This window comes from Mycobacterium intracellulare ATCC 13950 (genome assembly GCF_000277125.1).
GTDB classification, from domain to species: domain Bacteria; phylum Actinomycetota; class Actinomycetes; order Mycobacteriales; family Mycobacteriaceae; genus Mycobacterium; species Mycobacterium intracellulare.
On sequence record NC_016946.1, the window covers coordinates 1,583,356 to 1,602,352 of the forward strand.

Sequence of the window (18,997 nt, forward strand, 5' to 3'; positions counted from 1 at the left end):
AACGGCGTTGGCGCGTAACCGTCCGGCTACTCGTCGGCGATTCTGGCGGCGATCTTGTCCGCGATCTGGGCGCCCTGGTCGCTGATGTGATACCCGCACGCGTTGATGTCGACGATCACGTTGTTGGCCACGGTCAGTGCGCGCTGGCACTCCCAACCGTCGGCGCCTTCCTGGGTGTCCATCAGCGTGATCTTCGGCGGGCTCCCTTGAACCTGAGCGAACGTCCACCGATAGGTCTTGCTCTTGTTCGTGACCGTGACCGTCTTGCCGGCGCAGCCCTTCCACTTCTCCGCAGAGTTCTCCAGGAAGCTCTTGGCCTTGTCGGCGGACGGAAACAGCACCACCGCTTGGTTCACCCAGTGGTCGTAGTTGTCGCCCGGCTCCGAGGACACCAGTCCACTCACCGAGGTGTAACCGGTGCCCGCATATACCGGGTCTTGGGTCGTGTAGAGCGCGCCCTGGCAGTCGGGCGTCGACACCGTCACCGCCGAATGGTCCGTCGACGTAATGGGTTTGCCCGGCTGCATCGTCGACGAGCCCATCACGGTGTTGATATCGGACGGGCCGAGCAGCAGGGCGCTGAGACGGTCGGCCTCCAGCGGCGCGGGGGGTGGCGGTTCGGGATCGGGCCGCGTGACCAGCCAGATGCCCAACCCGCTCCCGAGGAGAACGAACACCACGGCGACGGCCGCGACGATGAGCCAGACGTTGCGGCGGGGCCTGGGCGGGGGCTGACCCCACGGCGTCGCATTGGCGAACTGCGGCGGCGGGCCGCCCCAATTGGCGCTGGCGCCTTGGTAATACGGCGCCGCGGACGGCGACGGCGGCGGGGTGTTGAACGCGGGCTGGTACGGCCGGGGAGGCGGCGCGGTGCTCAGCCGGGGATCGGGGTTGACGGCCGTGGGCAGTGCGGCTTCCTGGCTGCGGCGCAAGATGGTGGCGGCGCGGTCTTGATCGGGGTGGCTCAGCGCCTGCTTGGCGGCCAGCGCGAGGTCGCCCGCGCTCGCGTAGCGGTCCTCGGGCCTTTTGGCCATGCCGCGGGCGATCACCGCATCGAAGGCCTTGGGGATGTCCGGGCGCCGCTGACTGGGCGCGGGTATGGGGTCCATCATGTGGGCGGAGACCAGCATGCCGGCGCTGTCGGCCCGGTAGGGCGGCGCCCCGGTCAGGCACTCGAACAACACGCACGCCAACGCGTAGATGTCGGCGCGGTAGGTGACCTCGGCGTCGGAAAACCGTTCGGGCGCCATGTATTTCCAGGTGCCGACCGCGGTGCCCAGTTGGGTGAGTTTCTCGTCGGTGGTGGCGCTGGCGATGCCGAAGTCGACGAGGTAGGCGAAGTCGTCCGCGGTGACCAGGATGTTTTGCGGTTTGACGTCGCGGTGCATGACGCCGGCGGCGTGGGCGGCATCGAGCGCGGAGGCGATCTGGGTGATGACGGCGACCGCGCGTGGCGGGGTCAGCGGGCCGAAGCGTTTCAGCACGCTGTCCAGGTCGGTGCCCTCGACCAAGCGCATCTCCAAAAAGATCTGGCCGTCGATTTCGCCGTAGTCGTGCACGGGCACCACATGGGGTTCCTGCAAACGTCCGGCGGTGCGGGCCTCGCGTTTCATCCGCTCGCGGAAGACGGGGTCTCTGCTGAAGCTTTCGGAGAGAAGTTTGACCGCCACGGTCCACTCTTTGACGGTGTGTTCGGCCTCGTAGACCTCACCCATCCCACCGCGGCCCAGCAGCCGTTTCAGGTGGTAGGGGCCGAACATCGACCCCGCCCGTGAGGCCTGCTCGTCGCTCATTGCTCATCCTTCCAACCCGACCCCCGGCCCGCCGTCCCGTGGCAACGTTGCGGACGCACGCCCGATCGTCGACCCGTGACCGAGCAATCATGACGGTAAGCGCCCACCCGTCGCGCCGCATGATAACGCCGACAATCGGCGGGCCAGCATTTCGTGGCCGCGACGCCGGCCGCGGTTGTCATGCGCGGGTCATGGCGTAGTAGGCGCCGCGCCGGGCCAGCAGCTCGGCGTGGTTGCCTTGTTCGACGATCCGGCCCCCCTCGATCACCAGGATCCGATCGGCGTCGCGGATCGTCGAAAGACGATGCGCGATAATGAAACTCGTCCGATCCCGGCGCAGATCGCACATGGCGCGCTGGATAAGGGCCTCGGTGCGGGTATCGACCGAGCTGGTCGCCTCATCCAGGATCAGCAGCTGCGGGCGGGCAAGGAACGCGCGCGCGATGGTGATCAGTTGCTTTTCGCCGGCGCTGATGTTGGCGCCGTCGCCGCTGACCCGGGTTTGGTAGCCGTCCGGCAGCGACCGCACGAACGGGTCGACGTGGGCTGCCTCGGCTGCCGCCACCACCTCGCCGTCGCCGGCCTCGGGGCGCCCGTAGGCGATGTTCTGCGCGATCGTCCCGTCAAAGAGCCAGGTGTCCTGCAGCACCATGCCGATCCGCGACCGCAGCGAATGCCGGTCCAACGTGGCGATGTCCACCCCGTCGAGGAGGATCTGGCCGGAATCGACCTCATAGAACCGCATCAACAGGTTCACCAGCGTGGTCTTGCCCGCCCCGGTCGGTCCCACGATCGCCACCGTGCTACCCGGTTCGGCAACCAGCGACAGGTCGTCGATCACCGGGACGCCCGGCCGGTAGGCGAAGCTGACATGCGCGAATTCCACGCGGCCGGTCCAGCGTGGGGCGCCATCGGCAGGCGGGGGCGCCGCGGGCTGGGGATCCGGGGATTCTTCCGGTTCGTCGAGCAGGGCGAAGACGCGTTCGGCGCTGGCCACCCCCGACTGCAGGGTGTTGTACATCCCGGCCAGTTGGCTCAGGGGCGAATTGAATTGCCGCACATACTGAATGAACGCCTGGATGTCGCCCAGGGTGATGTGCCCGGTGGCCACCCGCAGGCCACCCACCACGGCGACGGCCACGTAGCCGACGTTGCCGATGAACGTGGTCGCGGGTGCCACCAGCCCGGAGAAGAACTGGGCGCCGAAACTGGACCGGTAGACGTCGCCGTTGAGGGCCCGAAACTGCTCGCGGGCCGCGGCCTGGTGGCCGAACGTCTTGACCACCGTGAATCCGCTGTAGGTCTCCTCGATGTGGGCGTTGAGGCGCCCGATGCTCGCCCATTGGGCGAGGAACAGCCGCTGGGAACGCCGCGCGATCGCCCGTGTCGCCAGCAGCGACAGCGGCACCGTCAGCACGGTGATCCCCACCAGCAGCGGCGAAATGGACAGCATCATCGCCAACACCGCCACCACTGTCAGGACCGAAGTCAGCAGCTGGCTGATCGTCATCGACAGGGACGACTGGACGTTGTCGATGTCGTTGGTGACCCGGCTGAGCAGCTCGCCGCGCTGGCGCCCGTCGAAGTACGACAACGGCAACCGGTGGATCTTGTCCTCGACGTCGGAACGCAGCGCCACCATGGTGCGCTGCACGGTGAGGTTGAGCAGCCGGGCCTGCGCCCAAATCAGCACCGAGGAAACGAGATAGAGGGCCAGCGCCAGCGTCAGTGTCCGCGCGACCGCCCCGAAATCCACGCCGTGGCCCGGCACCACGTTCATTCCGGACAGCAGATCGGCGAAGGTGTTCTCGCCCCGGCCGCGAGCGGCCGAGACGGCCTGTGCCTTGCTGATGCCGGCGGGAAGCTGCCGCCCGATGACGCCGTTGAACAACAGATCGGTGGCATGGCCGAGGATCCGCGGGACGATCACGCCGATCACCGTGCCCGCGAGGCCCAGCGTGATCACCGCGATGCTCAGTCTGCGTTGCGGCGCAAGTCGTTTCACCAACCGGGCGGCCGAACCCCAGAAATCGCGGGATCGCCCGGCCGGCGGCGGGGCCACGCCCCGGGTCGCGGTGCTGGTCGACGAGGTCATTGCGCGCCCCCGACGTGGCCTGACGGCAAGGCGCCCACGGCTTGTGAGTCGGCGAATTCCGCGTAGGTGGCGCTGTCGGCGAGCAGCGACTCATGCGTGCCGGCGCCGACCAGCCTTCCGCCGTCGATGACGATCACCTGGTCGGCCTGGGCGGCGGTCGAAACCCGTTGGGTGACAACGATGACGGTGGCTTCCTTCGATATCTGCTTGAGGGCGGCGCGCACCCGCGCGTCGGTGTGCACGTCGAGGGCGCCGAAGGAGTCGTCGAACAGATAGACGGCGGGGCGGCGGATGACCGCCCGGGCGATGGCGAGTCGTTGCCGCTGCCCGCCGGAAAAGTTGATGCCGCCCTGGGCCACCCGCATCTGCAGCCCGTCTGGGTGCGCGCGCACGAACCCGTCGGCGTCGGCCACCCGCAACGCTTCCCACATCTCGTCGCCGGTGATGTCGTGCCCCGGGGCGGCGCCGTAACGCAGGTTGTCGGCGATCGTTCCGGAAAAGAGGTAGCCGCGCTGGGGGACCAGACCGATCGCCGACCACAGCAGCTCGGTGTGGTAATCGCGGACGTCGATGTCGTCGACCAGGACGGTTCCGCCGGTCACGTCGTAGAGCCGGCACATCAAGGAGATCAGTGTCGACTTTCCCGATCCCGTGCTGCCGACGATCGCGGTGGTGGTCCCGGGCCGGGCGATGAACGAAATGTCTTGTAGCACTGGGCGATCGGCGCCGGGATAGGTGAATGTTGCGCCGTCCAGGCGGACCACACCGGTGATTTTGCCCGGGGGAGACGCCGGGCCGGGCGGGTCGGTGACGGCGGGACGGGTGGTGAGCACCTCGGTGATCCGTTCGGCGCACACCGACGCCCGCGGCAACACCACCAGCGTCATCGTCGCCATCAGCACGGCCATCAGGATCTGCGTGAAGTACGCCAGGAAGGCGGTCAACGAGCCGACCTGCATCTGGCCGCGATCGATGCGCTGCCCCCCGAACCAGATCAGCGCGACGCTGGACACGTTGATGGTCAGCGTGGTCACCGGCAGCATCAGCGCCTGCCAGTTGCCCGCGGTCAATGCGGTGTTCGACAGCGCGGCGTTGGCGCGCGCGAAGCGGTCGCGCTCGAAACCTTCCCGGGCGAACGCGCGGACCACCCGCACGCCGGCCAGCTGGTCGCGCATCACGCGGTTGATGCCGTCGATCAGGCCCTGCATCCTGCGGAACAGCGGCAGCATGTGCGACATCACCCAGTAGTTGGCCACCGCCATGACCGGCACGCTGACCAGCAACAGCCACGTCAGCGCCGCCTCCTGGCGCAGGGCCATGACGATTCCGCCGAGGCACATGATCGGGGCGGTCACCAGCACGGTGGCCGTGATCTGGACCAGGTACTGGATTTGCCGCACGTCGTTGGTGCTGCGCGTCAGCAAGGTCGGCGCGCCGAATCGGGCGCTCTCGCGCTCGGAAAAGGTGAGGACGTGTTCGAACACCGCCGCGCGCAGGTCGCGGCCGAAGCCCATCCCGGTCCGGGAGCCGAAATAGACCGCGCCGACCGAGCACAACACCTGCAAGCCGGTGGCCCCGAGCATCACGATGCCCAGCCGGACGATCGCGGCGGTGTCGCCCTTGGCGACGCCCTCGTCGATGATGGCCGCGTTGACGGTCGGCAGGTACAGCGACGCGAGGTTGCTGATCAGCTGCAGCACCATCAGCATTGCGACCAGCCGGCGGTACGGCTGGATGTACTGGCGCAGCAGTGCCAGGAGCATGGGGTAACTGTCGCACACCGGCGGCCCGGGCGTCCCCGCCAACCGGCGACGGTCAACGCGCGCACGGCACTCGCCGGCGACATTGAAATACCTGCTCAGGCGCGTCGGTGGTTGACCCGCTGGGCTGCCGCTACAGTGCATCGTGTGGACGAGCAGCGGGCGGAACGGAAGCAGGGTAGCGGTGCGGCGTAGCGCGAGGGCGCTGGCTCTTGTGGCGTCAGCATTGACGATCCTGATTCCCGCCGTTGCCGCCTGCTCCGATTCCGGCGGCAACAAACCCGGGGCGACGGCGTCTTCGACGCCGCAGAAGGGGCAAGGCAACCACGGGCCGATGTTCCCGCAGTGCGGCGGCATCAGCGACCAGACGGTGGCCGAGCTGACCCGGGTGACAGGGTTGATCAACACCGCCCGCAACTCCGTCGGCTGCCAATGGCTCGCCGGGGGCGGCATCCTCGGGCCGCACTTCTCCTTCTCCTGGTATCGCGGCAGCCCGATCGGACGCGAACGCAAGACCGAGGAGCTCTCACGTGCCAGCGTCGACGACATCAACATCAACGGCCACGGCGGTTTCATCGCCGTCGGCAACGAGCCCAACCTGGGTGACTCGCTGTGCGAAGTAGGCATTCAGTTTCAGGACGACTTCATCGAGTGGTCGATCAGTTTCAGTCAGAAGCCGTTCCCGCCGCCGTGCGATATCGCGAAAGAGCTGGCTCGTCAGTCGATTGCGAACTCGAAATGAGGGCCCCGATGCGCGCTGCCGCCGTGGTTTTGCTGGCCGCGCTGCTGGTGCTGACCGGCTGCTCCAGGTCGATCGGCGGCAACGCGGTCAAGGCGGGCGGCAACGTGCCCCGCAACAACAACTCCCAGCAGCAGTACCCGAACCTGCTCAAGGAATGTGAGGTGTTGACCAGCGACATCCTGGCCAAGACCGTGGGGGCCGACCCGCTCGACATTCAGAGCACGTTCGTCGGCGCGATCTGCCGGTGGCAGGCGGCCAACCCGGCCGGCCTGATCGACATCACCCGGTTCTGGTTCGAGCAGGGCAGCCTGAGCAACGAGCGCAAGGTCGCGGAGTTCTTGAAGTACAAGATCGAGTCGCGGCCCATCGCCGGGATCGACTCGATCGTGATGCGTCCCGACGACGCCAACGGCGCGTGCGGCGTGGCCAGCGACGCGGCCGGGGTGGTCGGTTGGTGGGTCAACCCGCAGGCGCCGGGAATCGATGCGTGCGGGCAGGCCATCAAGCTGATGGAACTGACGCTGGCCACCAACTCCTAGCCGGAGGTTGCGCCACCACGCCGAACGTCGACTTGTTGTCGTCGATTTCGCGTTTTGAGCCCAACAAGTCGACGTTCGGCGAAGCGGTGTGCTCAGCGCGGAACGACGAAGTCGATCAGCGACGCACCCCCGAGTTCCAGTTCCTTCCACGCGCACGGCACCGCGAGGACCGCGATCGCCGACGTCGGGAACTTGGCCGAAATGCGTTCGGCCGCAGCGGCGTCGGTGCCGCCGGCGCGGCCCAGCCCCAGCGCAAGCGCCGACATCGTCGGCTCGTGTCCGATGACGAGCAGCGTGCCGATGCCGTCGTCCACCGTGTTGATCTCGTCGATCAGCGTGCCCGGGGTGCTGGCGTAGAGGCGTTCGCTGTATCGCACCGGCGCAGCGATGCGGGTGTTCCGCAGTGTCTCGCGGGTCCTGGTCGCCGTGGAACACAGCACCCCGTCGACGGGGGGCACGTGGGCGCGCAGCCAGTCGCCGGCGAGCCCGGCTTGCCTGACGCCGCGGGGCGCCAACGGCCGGTCGTGGTCGGCGACCCCGGCCGGGTAGTCGGACTTCGCATGCCGCATCAACAGCAGGGTGCGCTCGGCAGTCACGAAGGATCAGATTAACCAGTGTGGCACCCGGCCGGCCACGCCCGCTGCGCCGGAATTTGCGCAGTGCCAAGACCTGCCGATCGAGGTCCCGCGTCTTGTCGGTGCGCAGACCTAAACTCGCGATGCCCCGGTAAACACGCAGTTCGAAAGGGGGTCGCCCGCATGCGATTCCTGCACACCGCCGACTGGCAACTGGGCATGACCCGGCACTTCCTCGCCGGCGACGCCCAGCCACGCTACTCGGCGGCCCGCCGCGACGCGGTTGCCGGTCTGGGGGCGCTCGCCGCGGAGGTGGGCGCCGAGTTCGTCGTCGTGTCGGGCGACGTCTTCGAGCACAACCAGCTCCCACCGACGGTCATCGGACAGTCCCTGGAAGCCATGCGCGCCATCGGAATTCCGGTGTATCTGCTTCCGGGCAACCACGACCCCCTGGACGCCTCCTCGGTGTACACCAGCGCGCTGTTCGCCGCCGAGCGCCCCGACAACGTCGTCGTGCTCGACCGTGCCGGCGTGCATCAGGTGCGCCCCGGCCTGGAGATCGTCGCCGCGCCGTGGCGGTCGAAGGTGCCGACCACCGACCTGGTCGCCGACGTCCTCGACGGCCTGCCCGCGGCCGCGGGCACCCGAATCCTCGTCGCGCACGGCGGGGTCGACGTCCTGGACCCCGACAAGGACAAGCCCTCGCTGATCCGGCTCGCCACGCTCGACGACGCGCTGTCCCGCGGCGCGGTGCACTATGTGGCGCTGGGGGACAAGCACTCTCTGACCCAGGTCGGCGACAGCGGCCGGGTCTGGTATTCCGGATCGCCGGAAGTCACCAACTTCGATGACGTGGAATCCGACCCGGGCCACGTCCTGGTCGTGGACGTCGACGAAACCGACCCGCGGGGCGCGGTCTCGGTGACCGCACGAGACGTCGGACGCTGGCGCTTCGTCACGCTGCACCGGCAGGTCGACACGAGCCGCGACATCGCCGACCTCGACGTGAACCTGGACCTGATGACCGACAAGGACCGAACCGTGGTGCGCCTGGCGCTCACCGGCTCGTTGACGGTCACCGACCGCGCCGCCCTGGACGCCTGCCTGGACAAATACGCGCGGTTGTTCGCCTGGCTGGGCCTGTGGGAACGGCACACCGACCTGGCGGTGATCCCCGCCGACGGCGAGTTCAGCGATCTCGGGATCGGGGGATTCGCCGCCGCGGCGGTCGAGGAACTGGTGGCGACGGCGCGCGAGGAGGATTCCGCCACCGCCGTCGACGCCCAGGCGGCGCTGGCGCTGCTGCTGCGCCTCGCCGATCGGGGCGCGGCGTGAAGCTGCACCGGTTGATCCTGACGAACTATCGCGGCATCTCGCACCGGGAGATCGAATTCCCCGACCACGGCGTCGTGGTGGTGTGCGGCGCCAACGAGATCGGCAAGTCGTCGATGATCGAGGCGCTGGACCTGCTCCTGGAGTCCCGGGATCGGTCGACGAAGAAGGAAGTCAAGCAGGTCAAACCCACCCACAGCGACGTGGGCTCCGAGGTCTCCGCCGAAATCAGTTGCGGCCCCTACCGTTTCGTCTATCGCAAGCGGTTTCACAAGAAGTGCGAGACGGAGCTGACGATCATCACGCCGTGCCGCGAACAGCTGACCGGCGACGAAGCCCACGAACGGGTGCGGGCGATGCTGGCCGAGACGGTGGACAGCGACCTCTGGCATGCCCAGCGTGTGCTGCAGTCGGCGTCGACCGCCGCGGTGGACCTGTCCGGGTGCGACGCGCTGTCACGCGCGCTCGATGTGGCCGCCGGTGACAGCGGCGGGCTCTGTGGCACCGAGCCGTTGCTGATCGAGCGGATCGACACCGAATACGCGCGGTACTTCACCCCGACCGGGCGTCCGACGGGGCAGTGGGCCGCCGCGATCGCCCGGCTCGCCGATGCCGAGGCCGCGGTCGCCGAGTGCGCGGCCGCCGTCGCCGAGGTCGACGACCGGGTCGCTCGCCACGCCGTTTTGACCGAGCAGGTGGCCGACTTCTCCCAGCGGCGCATCGCCGCCGGCCCGCGCGTGACGGCCGCCCGGGAAGCCGCCGACCGGATCGCCGAGCTCACCGCGCAGCAGCGCGAAGCCCAATTGGTGGCCGCCGCCGCGGCGGCCACCAGCGCCGCGGCGACCGCCGCCCACACCGGCCGTTTACAGCTGCTCGCCGAAATCGACGCCCGCGCCGCCGCTGTCGCCGAAACGGAGGCCCAGGCGCACCAAGCCGCGTCCGCGCACGCGTCGGCCCGCGCCGAGGCCGAGGCGTGCGACGCCACGCTCCAGCGGGCCACGCAGGTCCTGGCCGACCTGCAGTGCCGGGTCGACGCCGCGCGCCGCCGCGTCGACCGGCTCGCCGACCTCGAGGAGGCCGACCGGTTGAGCACCCGGCTGGCCAAGGTCGACGCCATCGAGCGGGATCGTGAGCGAATCTGCGCCGAGCTCAGCACGATCGCCGTCACCGAGGAACTGCTGCGACGAATCGAGGACGCCTGCGCCGCGGTCGATCGCATCGGGGACCAGTTGGCGTCGACGTCGGCGGCGATCGAATTCACCGCCGCCGCGGACATTCACCTGGTGGTCGGCGGTGAGCGAATCTCGTTGTCGGCGGGGCAGAGCTGGTCGATCACCGCCGCCGGGTCCACCGTGGTCGAGGTGTCCGACGTCCTGACCGCCCGGGTCACCCCTGGCGCGACCACGCTGGATATCCACACGAAACATGCTGCGGCACAACAAGAAATGGCGGCGGCGCTGGCCGCCGCCGAGGTGGCCGATCTCGCCGCTGCGCGCTCGGCCGACCAGCGGCGCCGCGAGCTGGTGAGCGCCCGCGATCAGCTCGGCGCCACGCTGGCCGGTCTGTGCGGCGACGAGCAGATCGACGAGATGCGCTCGCGCCTGGCGCAGCTGCGGGCCCAGCACCCGGCCGAGCCGGCGCCCGGTGCCACGGACATCGGCGCCGCCCGCGCCGAACTCGACGCGGCCCAGCAGGGTCACGCGGCGGCGTCGACCGACTGCGAGGCTCACCGCCAGGCCGCCACCACCGCCGCCGCGGCGCTGGCCGAGTTATCCACCCGGGCAACCGTTCTGCAGAACACGTTGGAAGCCCAGCGGGCCGAGCTGCAGGCGACCGCGGGCCGACTGGCCGCCGAGCGCGCCTCGGTCAGCGACGAGGAACTCGCGGCGTCGGCGGACTCGGCGTTGCGGGCCGCGCAGGCCGCGGACCAACGAGTCGGCGAGCTCGCCGCCGCCTTGGCCGCCGCGTCCCCCGATGCCGTTGCCGCCGAATTGGCCGAGGCCACAAAGGAAGCCGAGTCGCTGCGGGAGCGCTACGAAGAAGCCGCCCGCGCGTTGCGTGAGATCACCATCGAACTCTCGGTGTTCGGCAGTGAGGGGCGCCAGGGCAAGCTGGACGCCGCGGAAACGGAGCGCGAGCACGCCGCCACGGAGCACAGTCAGATCGGCGCGCGGGCCCGGGCAGCGAAACTGCTGCGCTCGGTCATGACGCGTCACCGCGACACCACGCGCAGACGCTACGTCGAGCCTTATCGCGCGGAGCTGCAGCGGCTCGGACGTCCCGTGTTCGGGCCGAGTTTCGAGGTCGACATCGACAGCGACCTGTGCATCCGTAGCCGCACGCTCAACGGCATCACGGTGCCCTATGAATCGTTGTCGGGCGGCGCCAAGGAGCAACTGGGCATCCTGGCCCGGCTGGCCGGTGCCGCCCTGGTCGCCAAGGAGGACGCCGTGCCGGTGGTCGTCGACGACGCCCTGGGCTTCACCGACCCCGACCGGCTGGCCAAAATGGGTCAGTTGTTCGACAGCGTCGGCACTCACGGGCAGGTGATCGTGCTCACCTGCAGTCCCGACCGTTACGACGGTGTGCGGGGCGCGCATCGCATCGACCTCACCGCCTGAGGGCCGCTGACCTCAGCCGATACCGCCGGGTGTGACGACTCGGCGCGTGCCGGGATGCGCTGCCTGCAGAATGGGGCCATGGCGGTCCGACACGAATGACGATGAACGCGAAGCGGAGCCGGGTGCAGCAGAAGCTGGCGGAATTGCCCGGCGTGCGCGCCGTGCGCCGGCCAATCTCGCCGCACAGCGCCGACGAGTTCGATCTGTACTACGTGCGCACGGGCCGCAAGTCCCGCCACCCGCTGGTCATCATCCCCGGCGGGCCGGGCGTGGCGTCGGTGCAGATGTACAAGGGACTGCGCAGACGCGCGGCGGCGGCCGGTCTCGACGTCATCATGATCGAACACCGCGGGGTGGGGATGTCGCGCCACGACGATTCGGGTGCCGACCTGCCCCCGCAGTCCATGACCGTGAATCAGGTCGTCGACGACGTGGCGGCGGTGCTCGACGACGCCCACGCCGACTCGGCCGACATCTATGGCGCGTCCTACGGCACCTATATCGCGGCCGGAGTGGGTGTGCGCCATCCCGACCGCGTGCACGCGATGGTGCTCGATTCGCCGCTGCTGTCGCGGCACGACATCGTCATCGTGCGCCGGGCGATTCGCCGGCTGCTGCTCCGGGGCGACAGCCCCGAAACCGCCGCCTTGGCACCGAAAATGCGCAAACTGGTCGACGCCGGCGTCATGACCCCGGCGGCGACACACGTCGTCGCGACCATTTACGGCTACGGCGGCGCCGACCTGCTCGAGCGTCAACTCGATCTGTTACTGCAGCGCCGGAAACTCTTGTGGTGGACGCTATCCCGGTTCACCACCCTGAGCAATCTGCCGTTCCGCTACGAGGAAGATCTGGTGAGCCGCATCGCGTTCCGCGAGCTGGACTACGCCGCCGAACCCGACGGCCTGCCGCTGGACCCTGCAGTGGCCGAAAGCGAAGCGCGCACGCAGCGAGTGACTTTCGAGGACGAGCCCTATGACCTGCCCACGGAAATGCCGAACTTCAACTGGCCCACCGCGGTGATTTCCGGCGGCCGTGACCTCATCACCCCGCCGGCGGTGGCCGAGCGCGTCGCGTCGCTGCTGCCCGATGCCGTGCTCTTGAGCCTGCCGAGCATGGCGCACAGCGCGCTGGATTTCCGCGAGCCCGTCGCGCTCGCCGCCGCCGAGGCGGTGGGGCGCGGCGACCTGAAAGGGCTTGCCGCCCAAGCGTCGGCGCTGGACGCGCTGCCGCCGCGCCCCGAGGTGCGGCTGCTGTGGAAGTTGATCGAAACGGCGGCCGCCGCCGAAGGCGCGCTGCCGGTCCCCACGCGGCTGTTGCGCCGGCTCAGCTGCGCGTGAATCCGATTGCGGTGTAGTCCAGGTCGCCGAGGCCGGCCGCGCCGAAGTTGGCCAGCGTGCTGCGCACCGCGACGTCCCCGGGCGACTGGGTGAGCGGCAGGCTGAACCCCTCCGCCCAGATCAGCCGGTCGAGGTCGTTGGCCAGCGCCCGCGCCCTGTCGGGGTCGAGTTCTTCCAGGGTCCGCTCGATGGCGGCGTCGATCTGCGGGCTGCCGATCTTGCCGAAGTTGCTTTCCCCGTCGGACTTGTAGATCTGGGTCAACGATGAGAGCGGGAAAGCGTCCCCGAGCCAACCGAATTGGGCGAGGTCGAAGTCTCCGACGTTGATGTAGTTGGTGAAAAAGCCGCTGCCCGCGCGGGCGACAAGCTCGAGCTTGACGCCGATTTGGGCGAGGCTGTGCTGGGTGATCTGGGCGAACTGTCGGCTGCCCTGGGCGTCGTAGAACAGGTCACGAATGACCAGCGGGCGACCGTCCTTCTCCCGGAACTGGCCGACCTGCTTCCAGCCCAGGGCGTCGAGCTCGCGCTTGGCCGCGGCCGGGTCGTAGGGAACCACGGCGCTGTTGTCCTGGTAGCCCTTCTGGCCCGCGACGTAGATGTGATTGCCCAGCGCCACCGGGTCGCTGGTGAGGCCGTACTGGACGACCTTGGCGATGGTCTGGCGGTCGATGCCCTTGGACACCGCGACCCGCAACGCCTTGTCGGCCAGGATCGACCCCGGGGCGCCGTTGAAGGTGATGTGCGACCAGGCCGGGGCGGGGGCGCGCCGGATGGTGATTCCCTTGGTGCGCTGCGCGATGGTCAGTTGATCGATGGTGCCGACCCCGGTGGCGTCGATCGTGTTGTTCTGCAGGGCCGGCAGCCGCGCGGCGTCGTCGAGCACCAAGTAGGTGATGTTGTCCAGGCGCGGTCGCGGGCCCCACCATTTCGGGTTGCGGCTCAACACGATCCGCTGGGTCGTCCGATCCAACGAGGTGGCGATGAATGGGCCGGCCGACGGGCCCGGCCCGTCCAGCTGGCCCTTGTTGAACGCCTCGGGGGTAGCCGTCATGCTCTTGGGCAGCAGCATCCCGTTGCCGGCGAACATGCCGCGCCACTCGGCGTACGGCTTGGCGAAGGTCATGACGGCCTGCCGGTCGTCGACGCCGCGGGTCACCGAGGCGACGCGCTCGGCGCCGCTGGGCCCGGCGATCTCGAAATTCTTGTCGGCGCCACTCAGCGCGTGGACCTGGCTGGCGATGTCCTCCCAGGTGATCGGGGTGCCGTCCGACCACACCGCCTTGGGGTTGATCGTGTAGGTCACCACTTGCGGTGCGGTTCCGGTCAGTTCGATGCTGGTGAAGTAGTTGGTGTCGACCGTCGTCGAGCCGTCCGGCCCGATGACGAAGGCTCGCGGCAAGGTGGCCTTCATCATCGCGGCGACCTCGGCGGAATTGCCGTCGATGTGCAAAATGTTGAAGTTCGGTGGGAAGGCGGTGAGCGCGAGTCGCAGGTCACCGCCGTCTCGCAGGGTGGCCGGATCGCGCGGGTTGATGTCGCTGGACGTCCCGATCCGCGCGTTTTGCCCCGTTTCCGGAATCAGGTTGATGGCCGGCGAGCAGCCCGACAGCGCCAGCGCCACCGCGAAAAGCGCTGCCGCCAACCGGATGCCGACGCTAGCCACGTGCGCCCGGATCGGGTCGCGGCACCGCGTCCAGCAGCTGCCGGGTGTATTCGTGTTGCGGGTTGTCGAAGACCTGCCGGCTGTCGCCCCGCTCGACGACCGTTCCGGAACGCATCACGACCACCTCATGGGCGAGGTGCTTGATCACCGAAAGATCGTGGGAGACGAACAGATAGGACAAGCCGAAGAGCGCTTGCAGGTCGAGCAGCAGGTTGATGATCCCGGCCTGGATGGAGACGTCGAGCGCGGAGACGGGTTCGTCGAGCGCCAGGATCTTCGGTTGCAGCGCCAGCGCACGGGCGATGCCGATGCGCTGCTTCTGCCCACCGGAGAACTCGGCGGGGTAGCGGATCGCGTCGGCGCGGCGCAGGCCCACGATCTCGAGCAGCTCGGCGACGCGCGCGTTGGTGCGGCCCTTGTCGAACCCGTTGGCGCGCAGCGGTTCGGCGAGAAGCTCGAACACCGGCAGTCGCGGGTCCAGCGAGGCGACCGGGTCTTGGAACACGACCTGAATGTCGCGTCGCAGCGACCGCCTGCTCGCCGGGCTCAGCGTCGTGACATCGGTGCCCAGCACTTCGATCGATCCCGATTGGGGCCCGGTGAGTTCCAGGATCTCGTGCAACGTGGTCGATTTCCCCGAACCGGACTCGCCGACGATGCCGAGGGTACGGCCCTGCCGCAGCTCGAAACTGACGCCGTCGACCGCGCGCACCCCGCCGGCGCGGCGGCGCAGCACGCCCTTGGTCAGCCGGTAGGTCTTGGTCAGGTCACGCACCCGGACGACGACCGACGAGTCATCGGGTCTCACCGACTGTGCCGTGGTGCTGACGCCGTAGATGTCCGCGGCGCTGCGGCCGCCCACCTGATCGGTGCGGATGCAGGCCGCCCGATGGTCGGCACCGACGGGAAGCAGTTCCGGCTCCTCGAGCCGACATTCGTCGATGGCCAGCGGGCAGCGCGGGGCGAACGGACAGCCGGGATCCAGACCGGCCAACGACGGCGGTGCGCCGGGGATCGGCACCAACCGGGTGCCCTGTGCGGCGTTCAGCCGCGGAACCGAGCCCAACAGCCCGACGGTGTAGGGCATGCGGCGGTCCCGGTAAAGGTCGTGCACCTCGGCGGATTCGACGACCCGCCCCGCGTACATCACCAGCGCCCGGTCGGCGAACTCGGCGACCACACCGAGGTCGTGCGTGATGATCAGCACCCCGGCCCCGGTGACGTCGCGGGCGGTTTTGAGGACCTCGAGGATCTGCGCCTGCACGGTGACATCGAGTGCGGTGGTGGGCTCGTCGCAGATCAACAAGTCGGGGTCGTTGGCGATCGCGATCGCGATGACGACCCGTTGCCGTTCACCGCCGGAGAGCTCGTGCGGAAACGCGCGGGCGCGTCGCTCCGGCTGGGCGATGCCCACCAATTCGAGCAGTTCGACCGCGCGATGACGGGCCGCCCGCCGTCCCACCCGCGGCTGGTGGATCTCGATCGCCTCGGCGATCTGGTCGCCGACGGTGTACACCGGTGTCAGCGCCGACATCGGATCCTGGAACACCATGCCGACCGTCTTGCCGCGGAACCGCGACATCGCGTCGTCGTCCAGGCCCAGCAGCTCGGTGTCGTGCAGCCGGACCGAGCCGCGCACCCGCGCGTACTCGGGCAACAGGCCCACGACCGCCATCGCCGAAACGGACTTGCCCGAACCGGATTCGCCGACCATGGCGACGACTTCGCCCGGTTCGACGCGGTAGCTGACGCCGCGGACCGCGGTCACCGGATCGCCGCCGGTCGCGAAGGTCACGGCCAGGTCGGTCACCTCGAGCAGGGGGCTCATCGCGCACCGCCCCGCACCGGGGTGCTGCCCGGGTCGAGCGCGTCCCGCAGGCCGTCGCCGGTCAGGTTGGCGCACACCAGGATCAGCACCAGCACCCCGGCGGGAAAGAGGAACACCCACGGGAACGTGGTCGCCGACAGGGTGCCATTGGCGATCAAGGTGCCCAGCGACACATCCGGTGGCTGGATGCCGAAACCCAGGAAGCTCAAGCCGGTTTCGGCCAGGATGGCCGAGGCGACGTTGAGCGCCGCGTCGATGATCAGGATGGACGCCACGTTGGGCACCACATGCCCGACGATGATGCGGCGGCTGGATACGCCCATATACCGTGCGGCACGGATGAATTCGCGCTCGCGCAAACTCATGGTCATGCCCCGCACCATGCGGGAACTGACCATCCAGCCGAATCCCGCCAGCAGCAGAACGAGCATCACGATGTTCGCCGAGTCCTTGGTGCGCGGCGTCACGATGGCGATGAGGATGAAGCTGGGCACCACCAACAGCAGGTCGACCAGCCACATCAGCACACGGTCGCGCCAACCGCCGAAATAGCCCGAGACCGAACCGACGGTGGCGGCGATGCCGGTGGAGATGACCGCCACGCACACACCGATCAGCATCGACTTCTGCATCCCCCGCAGGATCTGCGCCAGCAGGTCTTGTCCCAGCGCGTTGGTGCCCAGCCAGTGGCGCGCGCTGGGCGGCTGCAGCAGCGCGGTGAAATCGAGGTCCTCGTAGGAATAGGGAAGCACCGCGGGCAGGCTGTAACAGCCCACGAACAGCAGCACCAACAAGATCAGCGACGCCACCGCGAACCGATTGCGCGCAAACCTGCGTAGCACCAGCGTGCGGCGCGAGGTGAAGTCCGCCACGTCGTGACTCGAAAACCCGTGGGCGCCATCGATATCCGCCGCGGAGGTCCATGAACGCCCCGCCGCCTCATCGCTTCGCTCTGCATCGTCGGCGGCGCGGGTCATGACACCCTGACCCTCGGGTCGAGAGCCGCGTAAAACACGTCGGAGAGCAGCCCGGCCAGCAACACCACCGCGCCGGAGAACACGGTGATGGCCGCGACGATGTTGGTGTCTTGCGTCGCGATGCCCTGCACCAGCCATTCGCCCATGCCGTGCCAGCCGAAGATCTTCTCCACGAAGACCGCTCCGGTGACCAGCCCGGCCACCCCGTAGGCGAACAGGGTGGCCAACGGGATCAGCGCGGTGCGCAACCCGTGCTTGACCAACGCGCGCCGGCGGGTCAGCCCCTTGGCCCGCGCGGTGCGGATGAAGTCCTGGCCCAGGACGTCGAGCATCGCGTTGCGCTGATAGCGGCTGTATCCCGCCGCGGCCGCCAGCGCCAGGGTCAATGACGGCAACACCAAATGCCGCAACCGGTCGAAGAAGTGCGCGCCGGCCCCGCCGGACACCCCCGGCGATGTCTCCCCGGTGTAGTCGAAAATCTGCAGGCCCACGGCCCAGTTCACCCGCAGCGCGGCCAGGATCAGTAGGTTGGCGATGACGAACGTGGGGGTGCTCAACACCAGCAGGGCCACCATGGTGACGACGCGATCGCTGAGCCGATACTGCCGAATCGCGCCCCACGCCCCGGCCGCGATGCCCGCGACGGTGCCCACCAGCGACCCGATGACCAGCAGGCGCAGCGTCACTCCGACGCGGCGCCACAGTGACTCTCCGACGGGCTGCCCGGTGACGGTCTTGCCGAAGTCACCGCGGACGGCGTGTGAAGCCCAGTGCGCGTAGCGGATCGGGATCGCCTCGTCGAGACCGAGCGCGTGGGCCTTGGCGTCGATGACGGCTTGTGGTGGTCGCGGGTTGCGCTGTAACAGGCTGTCCAGCGGTTTGAAGGCCACCGACGTCAGGCAGAACGTCAGAAACGATGCCAGCGCCAGCAGCACGACGTAGTTGAGCAAGCGGCGGGCGAGAAACCGGGTCATACCCGTCCGCACAGCACGCGTCGCATTGGGACAGGTTATCGAGCCGGCGGCACGGCGTCGCGCGTGCAGCGCCGGGCGCGTTCGGTGAGCTTCAGATCTGCTTGATTCTCATGCGTGAATCGCGTGTGATCGGTTGTTAACATCCACCGCGGTACCGAGCCGTGCGGCGATTGCGGCACGCCTCAGACCGCGACACTGTCGAGGAGGCTTGCGTGACGGTTACCGATGACTTGCTGGGCAACAACGCCGAATATGCGAAGACCTTCAACGGGCCGCTGCCGATGCCGCCGGGCAAGCATGTGGCGGTCGTCGCGTGCATGGATGCGCGGCTCGACGTGTACCGCCTCCTCGGCCTCAACGAGGGGGAGGCCCACGTCATCCGCAACGCCGGAGGGGTCGTCACCGACGACGTCATCCGCTCGCTGGCCATCAGCCAACGACTACTGGGGACGCGAGAGATCATCCTGATTCACCACACCGATTGCGGGATGCTCACGTTCACCGACGACGACTTCAAGCGCACCATCCAGGAGGAGACCGGGGTCAAACCGCCGTGGGCGGCCGAGGCGTTCCCGGATGTCGCCGAGGACGTCCGGCAGTCGCTGCGGCGCATCGAGGGCAGTCCGTTCGTCACCAAGCACGTCTCCGCGCGTGGCTTCTTCTTCGACGTCGCCACCGGCAAGCTCAACGAGGTCACGCTCTAGAAGCGCGCGCCGAGCGTGTAGCCACGGCGAAAAATCGGCCCGATCCCCGCCATC

The 18,997-nt window shown here is 68.7% G+C and carries 14 protein-coding genes; 6 read left to right on the forward strand and 8 right to left on the reverse strand.

The features are described 5' to 3' along the window. Positions 1-26 precede the first annotated feature (26 nt). The 3 genes from OCU_RS32615 to OCU_RS32625 form a co-directional block, all read right to left on the reverse strand. Positions 27-1,793: a serine/threonine-protein kinase PknH/PknJ gene (locus OCU_RS32615; RefSeq protein WP_008254716.1), complete on the reverse strand. Its 1,767-nt coding sequence runs from the start codon at positions 1,791-1,793 to the stop codon at positions 27-29. A gap of 178 nt (positions 1,794-1,971) precedes the next feature. Next, complete coding sequence (locus tag OCU_RS32620) at positions 1,972-3,888, reverse strand: ABC transporter ATP-binding protein (protein WP_009953974.1); 1,917 nt, start codon at positions 3,886-3,888, stop codon at positions 1,972-1,974. Further along, positions 3,885-5,651, reverse strand: coding sequence for an ABC transporter ATP-binding protein (locus OCU_RS32625; RefSeq protein ID WP_009953975.1), 1,767 nt, complete (start codon positions 5,649-5,651; stop codon positions 3,885-3,887). The genes OCU_RS32620 and OCU_RS32625 overlap by 4 nt, the downstream gene beginning before the upstream one ends. A 181-nt stretch (positions 5,652-5,832) precedes the next feature. Between OCU_RS32625 and OCU_RS32630 the strand changes: the two genes are divergently transcribed. Then, positions 5,833-6,390: a DUF3558 domain-containing protein gene (locus OCU_RS32630; RefSeq protein WP_008254722.1), complete on the forward strand. Its 558-nt coding sequence runs from the start codon at positions 5,833-5,835 to the stop codon at positions 6,388-6,390. Between the two features lie 8 nt (positions 6,391-6,398). Continuing rightward, on the forward strand, positions 6,399-6,929 hold the full coding sequence (locus OCU_RS32635) for a DUF3558 domain-containing protein (protein ID WP_009953976.1): 531 nt from the start codon (positions 6,399-6,401) through the stop codon (positions 6,927-6,929). 92 nt (positions 6,930-7,021) lie between these two features. On the opposite strand, the gene OCU_RS32640 is transcribed toward OCU_RS32635, so the two are convergent. Further along, positions 7,022-7,525 (reverse strand): SixA phosphatase family protein, encoded by a 504-nt coding sequence (locus OCU_RS32640; RefSeq protein ID WP_009953977.1) that lies wholly within the window; start codon positions 7,523-7,525, stop codon positions 7,022-7,024. Positions 7,526-7,687: 162 nt separating this feature from the next. On the opposite strand from OCU_RS32640, the gene OCU_RS32645 reads away from it, so the two are divergent. From OCU_RS32645 to OCU_RS32655, 3 genes are all read left to right on the forward strand, one after another. After that, on the forward strand, positions 7,688-8,839 hold the full coding sequence (locus tag OCU_RS32645) for a metallophosphoesterase family protein (protein ID WP_014379577.1): 1,152 nt from the start codon (positions 7,688-7,690) through the stop codon (positions 8,837-8,839). Continuing rightward, positions 8,836-11,457, forward strand: a complete 2,622-nt coding sequence (locus OCU_RS32650; RefSeq protein ID WP_014379578.1) for an AAA family ATPase — start codon at positions 8,836-8,838, stop codon at positions 11,455-11,457. Before OCU_RS32645 ends, OCU_RS32650 begins: the two co-directional genes overlap by 4 nt. A gap of 95 nt (positions 11,458-11,552) precedes the next feature. Further along, positions 11,553-12,797, forward strand: coding sequence for an alpha/beta hydrolase (locus OCU_RS32655; RefSeq protein WP_009955263.1), 1,245 nt, complete (start codon positions 11,553-11,555; stop codon positions 12,795-12,797). Here OCU_RS32655 and OCU_RS32660 read toward each other — a convergent pair. From OCU_RS32660 to OCU_RS32675, 4 genes are all read right to left on the reverse strand, one after another. Next, positions 12,784-14,460 (reverse strand): ABC transporter family substrate-binding protein, encoded by a 1,677-nt coding sequence (locus tag OCU_RS32660; protein ID WP_009955265.1) that lies wholly within the window; start codon positions 14,458-14,460, stop codon positions 12,784-12,786. The genes OCU_RS32655 and OCU_RS32660 overlap by 14 nt on opposite strands. Beyond that, positions 14,453-16,288 carry a dipeptide ABC transporter ATP-binding protein gene (locus OCU_RS32665; protein WP_009955266.1) on the reverse strand — a complete coding sequence of 612 codons (1,836 nt, stop codon included), beginning with the start codon at positions 16,286-16,288 and terminating at the stop codon, positions 14,453-14,455. The genes OCU_RS32660 and OCU_RS32665 overlap by 8 nt, the downstream gene beginning before the upstream one ends. Then, complete coding sequence (locus OCU_RS32670; RefSeq protein ID WP_009955267.1) at positions 16,285-17,160, reverse strand: ABC transporter permease; 876 nt, start codon at positions 17,158-17,160, stop codon at positions 16,285-16,287. Before OCU_RS32670 ends, OCU_RS32665 begins: the two co-directional genes overlap by 4 nt. A 101-nt stretch (positions 17,161-17,261) precedes the next feature. Continuing rightward, complete coding sequence (locus tag OCU_RS32675) at positions 17,262-18,239, reverse strand: ABC transporter permease (protein ID WP_009955270.1); 978 nt, start codon at positions 18,237-18,239, stop codon at positions 17,262-17,264. A gap of 212 nt (positions 18,240-18,451) precedes the next feature. Between OCU_RS32675 and OCU_RS32680 the strand changes: the two genes are divergently transcribed. Beyond that, positions 18,452-18,943 carry a beta-class carbonic anhydrase gene (locus tag OCU_RS32680; RefSeq protein ID WP_008254746.1) on the forward strand — a complete coding sequence of 164 codons (492 nt, stop codon included), beginning with the start codon at positions 18,452-18,454 and terminating at the stop codon, positions 18,941-18,943. Positions 18,944-18,997 lie beyond the last annotated feature (54 nt).